Annotated in this window: 13 protein-coding genes, 1 tRNA gene and 1 pseudogene; 5 read left to right on the top strand and 10 right to left on the bottom strand. The window is 74.2% G+C overall.

Translation table 11 applies throughout. The annotated features are described in order from the left end of the window. Window positions 1-2: 2 nt before the first annotated feature. The gene (locus tag ACZ4VT_RS28180) at window positions 3-779 is read right to left on the bottom strand and encodes a bestrophin-like domain (protein ID WP_467953766.1); all 777 of its coding nucleotides are present in this window, start codon (window positions 777-779) and stop codon (window positions 3-5) included. Between the two features lie 76 nt (window positions 780-855). Then, window positions 856-1,464 (bottom strand): hypothetical protein, encoded by a 609-nt coding sequence (locus ACZ4VT_RS28175; RefSeq protein ID WP_467953764.1) that lies wholly within the window; start codon window positions 1,462-1,464, stop codon window positions 856-858. Window positions 1,465-1,646: 182 nt separating this feature from the next. Here ACZ4VT_RS28175 and ACZ4VT_RS28170 point away from each other — a divergent pair, with 182 nt between their 5' ends. Continuing rightward, entirely contained in the window at window positions 1,647-3,350 is a 1,704-nt protein-coding gene (locus tag ACZ4VT_RS28170; protein ID WP_467953763.1) for a serine/threonine-protein kinase, read from the top strand. Window positions 3,351-3,455: 105 nt separating this feature from the next. Here the strand turns inward: ACZ4VT_RS28170 and ACZ4VT_RS28165 are convergent, their stop codons facing one another. From ACZ4VT_RS28165 to metG, 4 genes are all read right to left on the bottom strand, one after another. Next, entirely contained in the window at window positions 3,456-6,035 is a 2,580-nt protein-coding gene (locus ACZ4VT_RS28165) for an MDR family MFS transporter (protein ID WP_467953761.1), read from the bottom strand. 40 nt (window positions 6,036-6,075) lie between these two features. Beyond that, the gene (locus tag ACZ4VT_RS28160) at window positions 6,076-6,336 is read right to left on the bottom strand and encodes a hypothetical protein (RefSeq protein ID WP_467953759.1); all 261 of its coding nucleotides are present in this window, start codon (window positions 6,334-6,336) and stop codon (window positions 6,076-6,078) included. Window positions 6,337-6,368: 32 nt separating this feature from the next. Further along, on the bottom strand, window positions 6,369-6,848 hold the full coding sequence (locus tag ACZ4VT_RS28155; protein WP_467953757.1) for a hypothetical protein: 480 nt from the start codon (window positions 6,846-6,848) through the stop codon (window positions 6,369-6,371). 152 nt (window positions 6,849-7,000) lie between these two features. Beyond that, entirely contained in the window at window positions 7,001-8,716 is a 1,716-nt protein-coding gene (gene metG, locus ACZ4VT_RS28150; protein WP_467953755.1) for a methionine--tRNA ligase, read from the bottom strand. Window positions 8,717-9,177: 461 nt separating this feature from the next. On the opposite strand from metG, the gene ACZ4VT_RS28145 reads away from it, so the two are divergent. Both ACZ4VT_RS28145 and ACZ4VT_RS28140 read left to right on the top strand, forming a co-directional pair. After that, a complete protein-coding gene (locus ACZ4VT_RS28145) occupies window positions 9,178-9,726 on the top strand; it encodes a sigma factor-like helix-turn-helix DNA-binding protein (protein ID WP_467953753.1) in 549 nt (182 codons plus the stop codon). Between the two features lie 824 nt (window positions 9,727-10,550). Then, window positions 10,551-11,270, top strand: a pseudogene (locus ACZ4VT_RS28140) (IclR family transcriptional regulator domain-containing protein); the annotation flags it as partial. Between the two features lie 381 nt (window positions 11,271-11,651). Here ACZ4VT_RS28140 and ACZ4VT_RS28135 read toward each other — a convergent pair. Continuing rightward, window positions 11,652-11,736 (bottom strand) — tRNA-Leu (locus ACZ4VT_RS28135). Window positions 11,737-12,005: 269 nt separating this feature from the next. On the opposite strand from ACZ4VT_RS28135, the gene ACZ4VT_RS28130 reads away from it, so the two are divergent. Next, the gene (locus ACZ4VT_RS28130; RefSeq protein WP_467953751.1) at window positions 12,006-13,244 is read left to right on the top strand and encodes a low temperature requirement protein A; all 1,239 of its coding nucleotides are present in this window, start codon (window positions 12,006-12,008) and stop codon (window positions 13,242-13,244) included. Here the strand turns inward: ACZ4VT_RS28130 and ACZ4VT_RS28125 are convergent. Then, the gene (locus tag ACZ4VT_RS28125) at window positions 13,231-14,172 is read right to left on the bottom strand and encodes a beta-ketoacyl-ACP synthase III (protein WP_351585472.1); all 942 of its coding nucleotides are present in this window, start codon (window positions 14,170-14,172) and stop codon (window positions 13,231-13,233) included. The genes ACZ4VT_RS28130 and ACZ4VT_RS28125 overlap by 14 nt on opposite strands. Window positions 14,173-14,379: 207 nt before the next feature. On the opposite strand from ACZ4VT_RS28125, the gene fdhD reads away from it, so the two are divergent. Further along, a complete protein-coding gene (fdhD, locus tag ACZ4VT_RS28120; protein WP_467953749.1) occupies window positions 14,380-15,207 on the top strand; it encodes a formate dehydrogenase accessory sulfurtransferase FdhD in 828 nt (275 codons plus the stop codon). 69 nt (window positions 15,208-15,276) lie between these two features. On the opposite strand, the gene ACZ4VT_RS28115 is transcribed toward fdhD, so the two are convergent. Together ACZ4VT_RS28115 and ACZ4VT_RS28110 are read right to left on the bottom strand one after the other, a co-directional pair. Then, the gene (locus ACZ4VT_RS28115; RefSeq protein ID WP_467953747.1) at window positions 15,277-15,714 is read right to left on the bottom strand and encodes a (2Fe-2S) ferredoxin domain-containing protein; all 438 of its coding nucleotides are present in this window, start codon (window positions 15,712-15,714) and stop codon (window positions 15,277-15,279) included. A gap of 9 nt (window positions 15,715-15,723) precedes the next feature. Further along, window positions 15,724-16,764 carry a bile acid:sodium symporter family protein gene (locus ACZ4VT_RS28110; protein WP_467953745.1) on the bottom strand — a complete coding sequence of 347 codons (1,041 nt, stop codon included), beginning with the start codon at window positions 16,762-16,764 and terminating at the stop codon, window positions 15,724-15,726. Window positions 16,765-16,932: the final 168 nt, after the last annotated feature.

Genomic DNA, 16,932 nt, shown 5'->3' with positions numbered 1-16,932 from the left:
GCTCAGCGGGCCGCGGCCACCGCCGTCTTCGGGAACAGGTCCTGGAACGGACCCGCCGAGTCGATCCCGTCCCGCCCGTAGGGCGCGTCGAAGCTCCACACCATGAACAGCAGGAACACGATCAGCGCGCTGAACAGCCCGGCGAGCAGCAACTCCCGCCCGGAGCGGCGGATCTGCAGGGTGAAGATCAGCCCGACCGTGACCACCCCGCCGACCAGCAGCCCGAACCACACCACGCTCGGCAGCGTGGACTCGGAGCTCTGGGTCCGCGAGTGGCGGGCGTCGTCGGCGGCCGCGATGTGGTCCAGCAGCGGCTGGTAGGCCTGCGCCTGCAGCTCGGTGGCCGGGCTCTGGTGGGTGACGTCGCTGCGCAGCTTGCCCAGCAGCTGGGCGCCTTCGGCCGACGCGCCCTCCCCGGAGGTCAGCAGCGGCCAGTCCACGGCGACGGTGTGGCTGACGTACGCGTCCACCTCGCCGCGGATCCGGTCGCGGACCGCGGTCGGGTAGACGTCGGCGCGCTGGGTGACCTCGTACAGCGCCTGCGCCTCGCGGCGCACGCTGTCCTCCGCGGCGCCGCGCGCCTCCCAGACGCCCGCGATGGCCAGGCCCAGCACGATCGCGTAGACCACGCCCACCATCATCGTCATGTACTCGATGACGTCGGGGGTTTCGCTGGTGTCCTCGTCGTCCGCGGCCCGGCGGTGCCGGATCGTGGTGATGGCGAGGACGACGGCGCAGACGAGCGCCATGGCAATGGCCAGGACCAGCCATTCGGACACGTGGATTCTCCCGGTGTGGGTGGGGTGGGTGGGGTGGGCTGAGTCGGGTGGGTCGGGTCGACGGGGCGCGGCCGGGTCAGCCGCGGCTCTTGGAACGCGGACGCAGTGCGGCGGCGGCGAGCACGGCCGGGGTGGTGACGACGACCATCAGCATCACGGTGGACATCCCGTCCGGGCCGCGCCGCTCCAGGGCCACCGCGCGGTACGGACGCACGTGGAAGGCGCTCACCCGCGCGACGGCGGCCCTGGGCAGGGCCGGGGCGGGTGCGCCGGCGGGCGCCGTCGCGGTCTCCTCGGCAGGATCCGGCGCGGGCCCCGGCGGCTCCTCCTCCCCGGCCACTGCCTCCGCGGAAGGCACCTCCGGACCTGGCTCACCGGGCGGGACCGCCGGCTCCGGCGGTCCGGGCCGCGCGGGCCGTCCGGGCCGCTCCGGGGCGGCGGCCGGCACGGGCGTCCGCCCCGGATGGTGCACGGTCGGCCGGTCGGCGCCGGGCACGGCCGCCCGTACGGACGGCCGTCCGGAAGGCTGTGCGACGGGCCCCCTCGGCTGCGGCCCCTTCATCGGCACGCACAGGTCGACGCGGGCGCCGCGGCCGTGGCCGTCACCCGCGACCGCCACGTGGCCGTGCAGCGGGCAGAGCGCCGCCACCAGCCCCGCCCCGGCGAAGTACTGCCAAGCGGTCACGCGCGTCCTCCCGAATTCCGCGGCCGATGCATGGTCACGGCTGAAGAAACGATCAAGGCCCCGCTTCGACACGCCGCGGACGGATCGGGAACCCGGACGCGGCGATCGCGTCACCCGGTCGTGCGTCCCCGGGTGCGTGCGCCCGGCCCCGTCCCACGCCGGCCATGCGGCATGATGGCGCCATGGGGACCCAGGGGGAGAACGCCCGACTCATCGCAGGGCGTTACCGGCTGGACGCCAGGCTCGGCCGCGGTGGCATGGGCATCGTGTGGCGCGCCACCGACCAGCTGCTCGGCCGGAGCGTCGCCGTCAAGGAGGTCGCCCTCGATCCCGCGCTGTCCGAGGACGAGGCCCTGCTCCAGCGCGAGCGCACCCTCCGCGAGGCGCGCGCGGCCGCGCAGCTCAAGCACCCGCACATCATCGTGGTGCACGACATCGTCGAGGACGGCGAACGCCCGTACATCGTCATGGAGCTGGTCGAGGGCGGCTCCCTCGCCGACCGGCTCTCCCGTACCGGCCCGGTGGATCCCGCGGAAGGCGCCCGGATCGGGATCGCCCTGCTCGGCGCGCTGCGCACGGCGCACGCCGCGGGTGTGCTGCACCGGGACATCAAGCCGGCGAACGTCCTGCTGGAGGCGCCGGGCGGCCGGCCCGTCCTCACGGACTTCGGGATCGCGCAGGTGGCGGGCGCGACGACGCTGACCTCGACCGGGGCCTTCGTCGGTTCCCCGGAGTACACCGCGCCCGAACGGATGTCCGCGCAGACCCCGGTGGGGCCCGAGTCCGACTTGTGGTCGCTCGGGGCCCTGCTGTGCGCGGCGGTCAGCGGCGCCTCCCCGTTCCGGCGGGACTCGCTCGGCGGGGTGCTGCACGCGGTGGTCTACGACGAGATCCGGCCGCCCGCCGCGTGCGGGCCGCTGCTGCCGGTGGTGCGGGGGCTTCTGGAGCGCGATCCCGCCGAGCGGCTCGGCGCGGAGCAGGCGGAGCGGCTGCTGCGGGCGTACGCGGCGGCGGCGCCGGAGTACACGCCGACGCAGGACGTGGCCAGGCCCGCCGCACCCGTACCCGTAGCGGCGCCCGCACCCACTCCGCCGCCCGTACCGGTGCCGGCGACGGCGCCCGTGACCGCCCCGGCGGCCGCGGCCCCGGCCGTCCCCTCCCCCAGGAAGCGCCGGCCGGCGGCCGCGCTGATCGCCGGCCTGCTGGTGGCCGCGATCGCCGGGGCGGGCGTCTCCGCCGCCGCGCTGCTGATGAACGACGAGGAACGCCCGCGGCAGGCGTCCACGAGCGGGGGCGCGGGCGGCCGCGGCGCGGCCACGGACGCGGTCGCCTCCGCACCCCCCGCACCGACCACCCCCTCCGCCGGCGGCCCCGGCGGGCGGACCGCGCCGGTGAGTCCGGCGGCGCCGCAGCCGGTTCCCCCCGCTTCCGACGACAAGGCCGCCCCCGCCGGCTACCACCTGGTCGAGGACCCGGGGGGCTTCTCGCTCGCCGTCCCCCTCGGCTTCACGCGCAAGGTCGACGGCCCGCGGATCTTCTACATGTCCCCCGGCGAGACCTTCCGCATCGGCATCAAGGTGGCCGATCCGGAGTCGGGCGGACCGCTCGCCGTGCACCAACGGGCCCACGCCAAGGGGCCCTCGAACAACCCCGGCTACCGGGACGCCGAGGTCGTGGCCTACACGCACGACGGCCACGAGGCCGCCCTGTGGCGGTTCACCTGGAACGGCTTCTCGGCGGCCGAAGGCCCCCGGCACACCCGCGACCTGTGCTGGGAGGAGGACGGCCGGCTGTACGACGTGTGGGTCTCCTCGCCGGTCGGCGGTTCCGCCGAGGCCCGTGGCTACTTCGACACGGCGGTACGGACCTTCGTACGGACCGGCTGAACGGCGGACCGGGGGCCCCGCCGGGGTGCCCCGCGCGCGACCCGGACGCCACCGAGGGCACCGCCGCGTCCTCGCGGTCCTGGCCCACCTGGCGGGCCAGGAGGCCTAGGCAGTGTCCCGCCGCGGGGCGCCCGTCCTGATCAGGAGGGCGGCCGGCAGGGCCGCGAGCAGGAGGCCGCCGACCGCGCACCACAGGGTGGTCGTGTAGGAGTCCAGCATCCGGGCGAACAGGTCGGTGTCCTCCGAGACCCCGTCCAGGTGACTCACCAGGACGGTGCCGAGCACGGCCCCGCCGATCGACTGACCCAGGTGGTGGGCCGCGCCGAGGGCCGCCGAGGCCCCGCCGGCGTGCTGCGGGGACACTCCGGCGGTCGCGACGGCGTAGAGCGGGACGAGGGCCAGGCCCAGGCCGACGCCGGTGAGGAGCATGCCGGGCAGCACCCCGGTCGCGTAGGTGGCGCCACCCCCCACACCGGCCAGCAGGGCCAGCCCGAGGGCCGTGACCACCAGGCCCGGCAGGATCAGGACGCGCGGTGCGAGCCGGGGCAGCAGGCGGGCGGAGACCTGGGTGGCGGTCACGAGGGAGGCGGCGACCAGCGGCAGGTGGGCCGCCCCGGACGCCGGTCCCTCGCCGCGGATCTGCTGGGCGAAGAAGCCCAGGGCCGGGAGGAGGGCGACCGTGGCGGCGCCGGTGAAGAGGAGGACCAGGAGGGAGGCGAGGCGGCTGCGGTCGGCCGGGACGTACGCCGGGAGCAGCGGGCCGGATGTTCGGGTCTGCCACCACAGGAAGGCGGCGAGCAGCGCGCTGCCGCCCACGAGCAGCAACAGGCTCAGCGGGACGCCCCAGCCGACGCTCTCGACCTCGGCGAGGCCGTAGGCCAGGGCGGCGAGTCCCGACGATCCGAGGAGCAGCCCCGGTCCGTCGAAGCGGGCGCCGGTACGGCCCGGGCGGTCGGGCAGCAGGGTGAGCGCGCCGATCAGGGCGAGCACGGCGAGCGGAACGACCGACCACAGGGCCCAGCGCCACGCCAGGGTCTCGGCGAGCCACCCGCCCGTGAACACGCCGAGCACACTGCCGCCCGCGGCGACCGCCGCGTAGACCCCGAAGGCCCGGGCGCGTTCCCGGGGGTGGGTGAAACCGGTGGTCACCAGGGAGAGCGCCGCCGGGACGAGCAGGGCGGCGAAGGCGCCCTGCAGGGCGCGGGAGGTGATCAGCAGCCCGGAGCCGTCGGCCGCGCCGCTGAGCGCGGCGGCCACCGCGAACCCGATCAGGCCGGTCACCAGCATCCGCCGGGCCCCGAACAGGTCGGCGAGGTGCCCGCCGAGCAGCAGCAGCCCGCCGAGGGCGACCAGGTAGGCGGTGAAGGCCGGGCTCATACCGTCGGCGCTGAGGCCGAGGTCGGAGTGCAGCTGCGGAACCAGCAGGTTGAACTGCGCCGCTTCGACCAGCACCAGCAGCTGCGTCAGGACGAGGACGGCGAGGCCCCACCACCGCCTGGGGTGCGGGGGCGCGGAATCGGACGGGTCGCCGGGAGCGGGGCCCGGCGGCGGGCCGAAGCCGTCCGCGGGGCCGAAGTGGCCGGGGGCCGTGGGGGCGTACGCGGGCGGTGTCCCGTACGGGGAGGCGTCCCGCCGGGACTGCTCCGGCACGAGGCGGGGGTCCGGCGCCCCGGCGGGCGTGCCCCCGGCCGGGGCCTCGCCGCCCGCTGCCGCTCCGGCTCCGTCTCCGGCTCCGGCTCCGGCTCCGGCTCCGGCTCCGGCTCCGGCTCCGGCTCCGGCGGGAGACGCCGGGGCGTAGTCCAGCAGCTGTGCCGCATGGCGCCCCAGTTGGGCCAGTACCGTACCCGGGAGCCATTCCCCGGGTGCGTCCGCCGCCGTACGCGCCGCCACCTCCTCGGGGGTGGGCCGCCGGGCCGGGTCCTTGTGCAGGCACGCGCCGACGAGGTCGACCAGCGACTCCGGTACGCCGGTCAGGTCCGCCTCCTCCTCGGCGATCCGGAAGAGGTGGGCGTTCAGACCGGTGTCGGTGGCGCCGAACAGCATGCGTCCGGTGGCGGCGTACACGAGGACCGCGCCGAGGCAGAAGACGTCGCTGGCGGGGGTCAGTTCGAGTCCGCGGACCTGTTCCGGGGACATGAACCCGGGTGAGCCGATCAGCATGCCGGTGCGGGTGTGCAGGCTGTCGCCGGTCAGGCTGTCCATCGCCCGCGCGATGCCGAAGTCGATGACGCGGGGGCCGTCGACGGTGACGAGCACGTTGGACGGCTTCAGGTCGCGGTGGATCAGGCCCGCGTCGTGCACGGCCCGCAGCGCGAGGGCGAGCCGGTTGGCGAGGGTCCGCACCGAGTCCTCGGGCAGCGGCCCGAACTGCCGGGCGACCACGGTCTGCAGGTCGGGCCCCGGGATGTACTGGGTCGCCACCCAGGGCACGGCGGCCTCGGTGTCGGCGTCGAGCACCGCCGCCGTCCAGTTGCCGCCCACCCGGCGCGCGGCGGCCACCTCACGGGCGAACCTCCTGCGGAATTCCGGGTTCCCGGCGAACTCCGCCTGGACCACCTTCACGGCGAGGGTACGGCCGCCCTCGGAGCGGCCCAGGTAGACCAGGCCCATGCCACCCGCGCCCAGCCGGGCGATCAGGCGGTACGGTCCTATACGGGTCGGGTCTTCGGCGATCAGCTGATCCACGGACGGAAGGATAGTGCAACTATCCAATGGGCGGGGGCCGTCAGGCGAAATGCCCTCCCGGCCGCTCGTTCCGCGCTTTCGGCCGCCCGTCCGGCGACCGGAGCCGGAAGGAGCCCGTCACGACGCGGGAGGCGCCCGGGACCGTCACCGTGCGGGACCAGAGGGCCGGCGGCACCGGGAGCGCCAGGTAGCCGAAGCGGCCGGCGGGGGCCAGCAGGAAGGCCGTGGTGAGGCCGATCGCGAGGCGGTCGGCCGCCGCGACCAGGGTGCGCGGAGGCCGGACCAGCAGCGCGAGGGCCACGGCCAGGCCGCCCAGCGGCAGCAGAGCCGCCGTCAGGTACCAGCCCAGGAGCCGAGTTCGGCGAGGAGGTGTCCCGGGAGCGGGCTGCAGCGCGCACGCCCCGGCGAGGGCCGCGCCCGCCGGCCCGGGCCGACCCGCCGCCGCGGCGGCGAGCGCCGGCAGCACAGCCCGGCCAGCGGCAGGTCCACCCCGCTGACGGCCAGGGGCAGCGCCACCACGGGCGAGGCCACGAGCGCGGGGAGCAGCGGGGACCGGGCCGCGCCGAGCAGCCGCCGCCCGGCCCACAGGCTGCCGGACAGGGCGGCCGCGCACCAGATCCGGGTCGCCCAGCAGCCGGACGGCCCCCCGTCCCCGCCGCCGAGCAACGCCCGCGGGAGGCCGGGCAGGGCCGTGCCGGGCGGGTACGGCGTGTACTCCTCCACGGCCGCGGGCCCGTCCACCTGGAGCCGGCCGGACTCCAGCAGGAGCCGCCCGGACCGTTCGATCCAACGGGCGCTACGGGAAAGGGTCATGGCCCCGTTCCAGCCGCGCGGCCCCCACCGGGTCTGCACGCCCAGGTGGGCACTTCACGGTGGGGTTTTCCCTACCGTTTCCCGCCATGCGGGCACGCGAAAGGGGCGCGACCCCGGAAGGTCGCGCCCCTCATGGGACGGTCACCGAAGGCTCAGGCCTCCGGGGAACCGCCGAAACGCTCGCGGTAGGACTCCAGGTCCTCCTCGGTGACCCGCGCGAAGAGCACCGGCGGCACGGTGAACGGCGTACCGGCCGGGACCGCGTCCAGCGTCCTGGCCTGCTCCGGGGTGATCCACGTGGCCGTGTCGTCGGCGAGCGCGAAGGAGGAGCGCATGGCGCGCGCCGAGGCCGGGATGAACGGCTCGGAGACCACCGAGTAGAGGTGGATGAGGTTCATGGCGGTGCGCAGGGTGAGCGCCGCGCCGTCGAGGTCGGTCTTGACCTCCAGCCAGGGGGCCTTCTCGTCCAGGTAGGCGTTGCCGGCCGACCACAGGGCGCGCAGCGCGGCCGCCGCCTTGCGGTACTGGAGGGACTCCATGTGGCCCTCGTACTCGGCCACCAGCTCGGCGATCTGCTCGCCCAGCTTGGCCTCGACCTCGCCGGCGGGGCTGCCGGCGGGGACCTCGTCGCCGAACTTCTTGCGGGAGAAGGTCAGTACGCGGTTGACGAAGTTGCCGAGGGTGCCGCCGAGGTCCTTGTTGACCGTGGCGGCGAAGTGCTCCCACGTGAACGAGGAGTCGTCGGACTCGGGCGCGTTGGCGATGAGGAAGTAGCGCCAGAAGTCGGCCGGGAGGATCTCCAGCGCTTGGTCGGTGAAGACGCCGCGCTTCTGCGATGTGGAGAACTTGCCGCCGTAGTACGTCAGCCAGTTGAAGGCCTTGACGTAGTCGACCTTCTTCCACGGCTCACGCGTGGCCAGCTCGGTGGCGGGGAACATCACCGTGTGGAACGGGACGTTGTCCTTGGCCATGAACTGCGTGTAGCGGACGTCCTCGGCCTCGTACCACCACGACTTGTAGTCGCGGTTCGCCGGGTCCAGGTCCGACCACTCCTTGGTGGACCCGATGTACTCGATCGGGGCGTCGAACCAGACGTAGAAGACCTTGCCGTCGGCGGCCAGCTCGGGCCAGGTGTCGGCCGGGACCGGGACGCCCCAGTCGAGGTCACGGGTGATGGCGCGGTCGTGCAGGCCCTCGGTCAGCCACTTGCGGGCGATGGAGGAGGCGAGCTGCGGCCACTCCTCCTCGTGCTCGGAGACCCAGGCCTCGACCTCGTGCTGGAGCTTGGACTGCAGGAGGAAGAGGTGCTTGGTCTCGCGGACCTCCAGCTCGGTGGAGCCGGAGATGGCCGAGCGGGGCTCGATCAGGTCGGTGGGGTCCAGGACGCGGGTGCAGTTCTCGCACTGGTCGCCGCGGGCCTTGTCGTAGCCGCAGTGCGGGCAGGTGCCCTCGACGTAGCGGTCCGGCAGGAAGCGGCCGTCGACCGGCGAGTAGACCTGCCGGATCGCGCGCTCCTCGATGAAGCCGTTCTCCTGGAGCCTGCGCGCGAAGTGCTGGGTGATCTCGCGGTTCTGCGCGGAGGAGCTGCGGCCGAAGTAGTCGAAGGACAGCTCGAAGCCGTCGTAGACCGCCTTCTGGGCGTCGTGGGCCTGCGCGCAGAACTCGGCGACCGAGACGCCGGCCTCCTTGGCGGCGAGTTCGGCGGGAGTGCCGTGCTCGTCGGTGGCGCAGATGTAGAGGACGTCGTGGCCGCGCTGGCGGAGGTACCGGGAGTACACATCCGCCGGAAGCATCGACCCGACCATGTTGCCCAGGTGCTTGATCCCGTTGATGTACGGAAGCGCGCTGGTGATCAGGTGTCGAGCCATCCTCGGATGCTCCATTTCCTCTGTGCGGTACCACGTGACGTGACGGATTGTGAGTGCGGTTCATCGTATCGAACCGCCGAAAGGCCACGCGCCGCATTTGTTCATGGGGGACATAACGCAAAAGCGAGGGCAGTGACCTCTCCGTCACGGCCCTCGCGATCGGGCCCATGGTACAGGCGGACCGCCGGGCGCCGGACCGCCGCCATCGGACCGGTGGCCCGGCGGCACCGGCAGCGGGCATATGCATACGTGCTGGCTGAAGCCTCGCGCGATCGACATCGATCACAAGTCGATCATCGCCGACGCAATGCTTCCAGGTTTCTTCTCTGCGCCCTCCGAGTGCGCCCGCGCTGCTTTCCTGTTCTGCGCACAGGGGATGAGGTGGAGCGGTGAACGATGGCGGACCGGAGGAGTCCGGTGGGGCCGTGGGACTACCGAGCCGGCGTCGGCGGCCGACTCCCATGAGCCAGTGGCACCCGACGGCGCGCCTGTCGTACTGGGCCTTCCACGCCAACCGGCGGCCGGCGTACATGCGCTTCGCGTATCTGCAGCTGGGTTCCGACGCGGCGGCGGAGGAGGCGGTGGACGCCGCCTTCGACTCGATCATGGGCGAATGGCTGCGGATGCTGCACATGGACCGTCTCGACGCCTACGCGTGGACCGTGCTCAAGCACTGCCTGGTCGACCGGGAGCACCGGCGCCACCCCTGGCAGCAGCAGCCCGAGCCGATGGACATCAGCGCCTTCGAGGCCGCCCTCAAGGAGGCCCACGCCGACCAGTACGAGGTACTGACCGACACCATCCGCTTCTACTCCGCCGTCTCCCGGCTCGCCGAGCGGCAGCGCGACGCCGTGCTCCTGCGGTACGGGCTCCAGTGCACCCCCGGCGAGGCCGCCGCCGTGATGGGCGTCGACGAGGCCACGGTCCGCTCCTACCTCGGCCAGGCCCACCGGCGGCTCGCGCGCCTCCTCGACACGTCCGCCGAATCAGCCGAATCCGCCGGCTCATGAAGCGGTACGAACCCCAGGAGCGGCGGGGCGGCGACGGAACCCCGCGCTCGCTCGCCGAGTTCCTCGCCCGGGCGGGCGTCCGCGACCGCTACCGGTACTACGACCTCGGCGCGGCCGAGGCCCGGCTGCTGCGGCCGACACCCCACGGGCCGGTCCCCGGACACCGGGCCCGGCGCCGGTCCGCCTACGGCTGGAGCGACCCGGCCCGGGACTGCCCGCTCGACGCCGAGCGGGCCCGGCGCGACCTCAAGGCCGTCTGCCTGGCCTCCGTGTGCGCGCCGAAGGCCGGGGCGCACCTCGACTCCTTCCGCACCGGCGGGCACACCGACCTGGCCGGTGCGGTCGTCTTCGGCTGCCTGCTGCACCTCGCCGGGCTGCGCGAAGGCTCGCGCTTCTGGTGGCAGTTCGCGGCCGGCTCCGGGAGCCCGCCGACCGCGGCCGCCGCGTACTGCCTCTTCCTCGACCACTCCCGGCGCGGTGAGCACCACGACGCCCGGCACTGGGCGCGCGAGCTGGGCCGCCGCGGATTCCGGCCGGGCGGCCGGCGGGACCTGCGGGAGGTCCGGCTCTGCGCGCAGGCGGCCGTGCTGCGCTACGTCGACCAGTTCGAGGATCCCGACCTGGGCCCGGTGCCGCTGCCGCGGCCCGGGCTGTCCGGGGTGCTGGCCGCGTTCCTGGCGCCGCCCGTCTCCGTGGCGGCGACGGCGACGGCGACCGTCCCGGCGCCGGTGGCCCCGGTCCGGCCGGCCGCCGGACCGCTGCGCCACCCGGCACTGACGGCGGCGGCCCGCGGGACCGTCGTCCAGGGCGGGACGAGCGAGGCCCTGGCGGAGGCCCGCCGCGCGCTGGCCGTCGTACGCGTCCTGGAACAGCACCCGCTCGGGGTGCGCGCCGCCCGGCTCGCACGGGAGTCGGGCCTCGCCGAGGGGGAACTGCGCCCGCTCCTGTCGATGCTGTGCGAGGAGGAGTACGCGTACCGCGCGGGCGCGGGGGTGTACGGGCGCGGGCCGGCCCTGGACCGGCTCGCCGCCCCCGGCGGTCACGGCCTGGCCGGCCAGCTCCAGCGCACCCTGGCCCTGGCCCGGGACAGCGCGGGCGCCGCGGTGTACCTCAGCCGGTACGCCGAGGGCGAGGTCCGGATCACGCAGATGGCGGACGGGCCCGCGACCCCGCCGGTGCGGGAGTGGGTCGACTTCCGGGCGGCCGCGCACGCCAGCGCGGTCGGCAAGTGCCTGCTGACCCAGCTCGACCACGACCGCCGCGCCGACCACGTCGCCCGGCACCGGACCGCCCGGCTCACCCCGCAGACGATCACCGACAGCAGGGTGCTGTTCAGCGCCCTGGACGCGGTCGCTCCGGGCGCGCCCGTCTTCGACCTGCTCGAATACTCCCCCGGGGTCGTCTGCTCGGCGGTCCCGATCGCCACCGGAGACGCGGCCGGGAGCCTCGCGCTCTCGCTGCCCGCGACCCATGCCCACCGGCTGCCCGAGGCCACCGCGGCCCTGCGCCGCAAGGCCGTCCCGGTGCTCCTGGCCCTGCTCCTGACCGGCGCGATCCCTCCGGACGCCGCGGCCGCCGCTCCGGGTCCCGCGGACATCCCCGCCGCGGATCCCCCGGCTCGGCCCCTGCCGATGAGGGCTCCGGTCACCCCGGAGACCCTCCGCCACCTGCGCCGCCTCTTCCGTACCCCGCTCACCGGAGCCACGGCGACCACCCCGGGCGGCCCCCACCTGGTCAGCGACACCACGGCCGCGGCGGCCTACCTCTTCGACGCCGCCCCGGCCGGCGACCAGCCCCGCCTGTCCCTGCCCCACACCTTCACGTCGGTCACCCCCGGCAGCCTGACCACCCCGACGGGCCTGGTGGTCCTGAGCACGTAGAGGGCAAAAAGAAGAACCCCACACGATGTGTGGGGTTCTTTCTTGTGTCCGAGGGGGGACTTGAACCCCCACGCCCGATAAAGGGCACTAGCACCTCAAGCTAGCGCGTCTGCCATTCCGCCACCCGGACCAGGTGGTCGGCCCCGGTTTCCCGCGGCGACATGGACAACAATAGCAAAGGATCGGCGGGGTTCCGACCACTTATCCGAGCGGTGGGCGTCCGCCACGCCGGGCTGACCTGCACGCATGCGCCGATGGCCGTAGCGAGACGGGATGTCTCGTCGAGGTCGGCCGCGGCGGGGGCGACGGCACCGCGGGACATCCGGATGCCGATACCACTGGACATGGGGGGAGGCCGGGCGGTCGGATGGCTGCGCACACATCCGGGGGGAGCCGCGCATGGAAACCGAGCACCGCGTCAGCACGCTGGAGCTGTTCTTCGACCTCGTCTTCGTCTTCACCATCACGCAGTTGACGGTGCTGCTGGCGGACGACCTGACCCTGCGGGGCGCGGGGCAGGTGGTGCTGATCTTCACCGTGCTGTTCTGGATGTACGGGGGCTACGCGCACCTGACGAACCAGGTGCCGCCGGACCGGACCGTGCGGCGCGTCCTGCTCATGCTGGCCATGGGGGCGTTCCTGGTGTGCGCGCTGGCCGTGCCCACCGCGTTCGGGGCGGGCGGCGTGGCCTTCGGCCTCGGGTACCTGCTGGTCGTACTGGTCCACAGCGCGCTGTACACACAGGCGCACGGGCGCGGGGTGCTGTGGTTCGCGCTGCCCAACGCGCTGTGCGCGCTGTCGGTGACGGCGGCCGGGTTCTTCGACGGTGCGCCGGCCTGGGGGCTGTGGATGCTGGCGCTGCTGCTCCAGTTCGCGACGCCGGTGGTCGTGCAGCGGGTCGCGGCGAGCGGGGCGACGGGGCCGGAGGCCGGGGCGGAGACGGAAGCGAGGGCCGAGACGGAGGCTGAGGCGGAGACGGAGGCTGAGGCGCCCGGGCAGACGGTCGGCGATCAGCTCGGCGGGATGAACGCGGCGCACCTGGTGGAGCGGCACGGCCTGCTGCTGATCATCGTCTTCGGCGAGTCCGTGATCGCGATCGGCATCGGGGTGGGCTCGCTGCCCCTGTCCCCCGGGATCGCCGGGGGCGCCTTCCTGGCCCTGACGGTCGCGTCCGCCATGTGGTGGATGTACTTCGTCCGCGACGAGGGCCGGGCCGAGAGGGTCTTCGAGCGGACCCCGCCCGAGCGGCGTTTCAAGCTGGCGATGGTCGCGTACTACTACGCGTTCCTGCCCATGCTCCTGGGCATCGCCGTCTTCGCGGCGGGCGTGAAGAAGACCATCGGGCACCTGGGTGAGCACCTGCACACCGGCCCGGCGGTCGCGCTGGCCGGCGGGGTCGCCCTGTTCCTGGCCGGTGACCTGGCCTTCCGGGCGGCGCTGGGGATCGGGCCGGCCCGTTACCGCGCGGCCGCCCTGGTGCTGGCGCTCGCCACCGTTCCCGTGGGCATGGGCTGGGCGGGCGCGGGACAGCTGGTGGCCCTGGCGTTCGTCCTGGTCGGCGCGCTGGCCGCCGAGGGCGCCCGCTCCCCCGCCGGGCCGGCGGAGGGAGCGGGCGCGGAAGCCGTCACGGGCAGCTGATGACCTGGCCCGCGTAGGAGAGGTTGCCGCCGAAGCCGAACAGGAGGACCGGGGCGCCGGTGGGGATCTCGCCGCGCTGGACCAGCTTGGACAGGGCCATCGGGATGCTGGCGGCCGAGGTGTTGCCGGAGTCGACGACATCGCGGGCGACGACGGCGTTGACGGCGCCGATCTTGGCGGCGAGCGGCTCGATGATCCGCAGGTTCGCCTGGTGCAGGACGACCGCGGCCAGGTCCTCCGGGGTGATCCCGGCCTTCTCGCACACCTTGCGGGCGAGCGGGGGGAGCTGGCTGGTGGTCCAGCGGTAGACGGACTGGCCCTCCTGGGCGAAGACCGGCGGCGAGCCCTCGATCCGGACCGCGTTGCCCATCTCCGGGACCGAGCCCCACAGCACCGGGCCGATGCCCGGCTCCTCGCAGGCCTCGACGACGGCCGCGCCGGCGCCGTCGCCGGTGAGCACGCAGGTGGTGCGGTCGTTCCAGTCGGTGATCTCGGTCATCTTGTCGGCGCCGATGACCAGGGCGCGGGTGGCGGAGCCGGCGCGGATGGCGTGGTCGGCGGTGGCCAGGGCGTGGGTGAAGCCCGAGCAGACGACGTTGATGTCCATCACGGCGGGGCCGCCGCCCATGCCCAGCTTGGCGGCGACGCGCGCGGCCATGTTGGGCGAACGGTCGATCGCGGTGGAGGTGGCGACCAGGACGAGGTCGATGTCGTCCGGGGTCAGGCCGGCGCCGGCCAGCGCCTTGCCCGCCGCCTGGTAGGCCAGCTCGTCCACCGGCTCGTCCGGGCCCGCCATGTGGCGGGTGCGGATGCCGACGCGGGACCGGATCCACTCGTCGGTGGTGTCGACCATGGCCGCGAGGTCCTCGTTGGTGAGCACTTTCGCGGGCTGGTAGTGCCCTAGCGCCACCACGCGTGAACCGGTCATGGGCGGGGTCCCCCCTTGTACGGAAGTCAGGATCACCCAGCTTCGCCTGCTACTGGTGGGTACGGGTGCGCGTGACCCGACAGGATTCCGGCCCCGGATTTTGGAGCTTCCCGAGGATCCACCTGCCGAGGGCGTCGCGGGAAGCGGAACCGGGAGAATGAGCTCGTCGGATACCGGCGAGAAAACAGAAGGGGAGGGCTGATCACCATGGGACGGGTCACCGAACGTCGTCGCGTCGTCCGAATCCGGAACGGCGGGGCGGGCGTCCGCCCGGACACGCTGGTGGCCGAGGAGCCGCTGGAGATACGCCTGAACGGCAAGCCGCTGGCCATCACGATGCGTACGCCGGGCGACGACTTCGCGCTGGCGGTGGGCTTCCTGGTCAGCGAGGGAGTACTCGCGGCGGCATCGGACGTGCAGGCCGTCACGTACTGCGAGGGGGCCACGGAGGACGGGTCGAACACCTACAACGTGGTCAACGTGCAGCTGGCCGCCGGGGTGCCCGTGCCGGACATCACGCTGGAGCGGAACGTCTACACCACCTCCTCCTGCGGCCTGTGCGGCAAGGCGAGTCTGGACGCGGTCCGCACGGCGACCCGGTTCCCGGGGATCGCCGGCGATCCGGTACGGATTCCCGCGGAGGTCCTCTGCGCGCTCCCGGACCGGCTGCGCGCGGCCCAGAAGGTCTTCGACCGTACGGGCGGGCTGCACGCGGCGGGGCTGTTCACCGCGCAGGGCGAGCTGCTGGACCTGCGGGAGGACGTGGGCCGGCACAACGCGGTCGACAAGATCGTCGGCCGGGCGTTCCAGGCCGGCCGGCTCCCGCTGACGGGCGCGGTCCTGCTGGTGTCGGGCCGGGCCTCCTTCGAGCTCGTGCAGAAGGCCGTGATGGCGGGCATCCCGGTGCTGGCGGCCGTCTCGGCGCCGTCCTCACTGGCGGTGGACCTGGCACTGGAGTCCGGCATGACCCTGGTGGGTTTCCTGCGGGGCCCGGACATGAACATCTATGCGGGCGAGGAGCGGATCACCCTGTAGCCGTTCCCCTTGCCGGGCCCGTGGACGGCGAACCTGTCGGAGCACGCCCGCCGGTCGGGCGCCGGCACGTCAGCGGCCCCGGCGGGCGCGGCGGGAGGTGACGGACGGCGAAGGTTCCTTCGGGGCCGGGGGGTCGATGCGGTGGAGGTCCAGGGTGGCCGGGAGCGGGGTGGAGCCCGGGCCGCCGGATTCGGCCCAGGCGATGATCTCGTCTGTGGCGGTGTCGTCGAGGGCCCAGCCGAACCACACCGCGCGGGCGCCCCGGCGGCGGGCTTCGGTGGTGGGCTGGACGACGATGACGTTGGCTTGGGCGCAGGGGCCGAGGCACTCGCTCGTACGGACGGCCAGGCGGCCCCCGGAGGCGGCGGCGGCCTCGCGCAGCCGGGCGAGTTGGCCGGCGTGGTCGGAGCCGGGGTTCTTGCGGGGATCGCCGCAGCAGCAGCCGCGGCAGACCACCAGGGTGCAGGGGCGTTCGGCGTGGGCGGCGAGCGGGCGTATCCAGGTCACCACCGCACGTTATCGGGCCTGGCCGGTGGGCTGTTGGGCCGCGGGCGAGACCTCCGCCACACGGTCGGCGGCGGGTTCCTGTCCCGGGTCCTGGGCGCGGCGGCGGGCGATGACCGCGCAGACCATCAGCTGCATCTGGTGGAAGAGCATCAGCGGGAGCACGGCGAGGCCTGCCTGGGCCCCGAACAGCACGCTGGCCATGGGGAGTCCGGCGGCCAGGCTCTTCTTCGACCCGGCGAACTGGATGGCGATGCGGTCCGCGCGGCCGAAGCCGAGGCGCGCCGAGCCGTACCAGGTGACGAGCAGCATGACGGCGAGGAGTACCGCCTCGACCAGCAGCAGGGCGCCGAGCCGCGGCAGGCTGACCTGGTGCCAGATGCCCGCGGTGACGCCCGCGCTGAAGGCGGCGTAGACGACGAGCAGGATCGAGCCGCGGTCGACGTGGCCGAGGACCTGCCTGTGGCGGACGAGGAGGCCGCCGACCCAGCGGCGCAGGGCCTGCCCGAGGAGGAAGGGCAGCAGCAGCTGGAGGGTGATCCTGAGGAGCGAGTCGAGGGAGAAGCCGCCCGCGTGGCCGCCGAGCAGGCCGGCGGCGAGGAGGGGGGTGAGGACGATGCCGGCGAGGCTGGAGAAGGAGCCGGCGCAGATCGCGGCGGGCACGTTGCCGCGGGCGATCGAGGTGAAGGCGATGGAGGACTGGACGGTCGAGGGGACCAAGCAGAGGAAGAGGAGGCCGCTGTAGAGCGGCTGTGTCAGGACGCCGGGAACGAGGCCGCGGGCGGCCAGGCCGAGGAGCGGGAAGAGCAGGAAGGTGCAGGCGAGCACGGTGAGGTGCAGCCGCCAGTGGCGCAGTCCTTCGAGGGCCTCGCGGGTGGAGAGCCGGGCGCCGTAGAGGAAGAAGAGCAGGCCCACGGCCGCGGTGGAGGCGCCGTCGGCGATCGGGGCGGCCGCACCGCGGGCGGGCAGCAGGGCGGCGAGGCCGACGGTGCCGAGCAGGGCCAGGACGTACGGGTCCAGGGGCAGCCGGGCGGGGAGGTGCGGGCGGCGCATGTGCGGAGTGCTCACTTGCTGTCGGGGGGAGTGGCGGCCGGGCGGACGAGCCCGGGCGCGGTGCTCCCCCCCCGGTCGACGGTGGGGGGTGGTCGGGAAACCCGTACACCACACTCACTGTCATCCCGGGCTGCGATGGAGGGTGGTTTTCCCCTCTCTTCGGTCCCC

The organism is Streptomyces sp. NPDC029164 (assembly GCF_055563995.1).
Note: the sequence above shows the minus strand (reverse complement) of the source record. Positions and strands in the feature narration are given on the sequence as shown.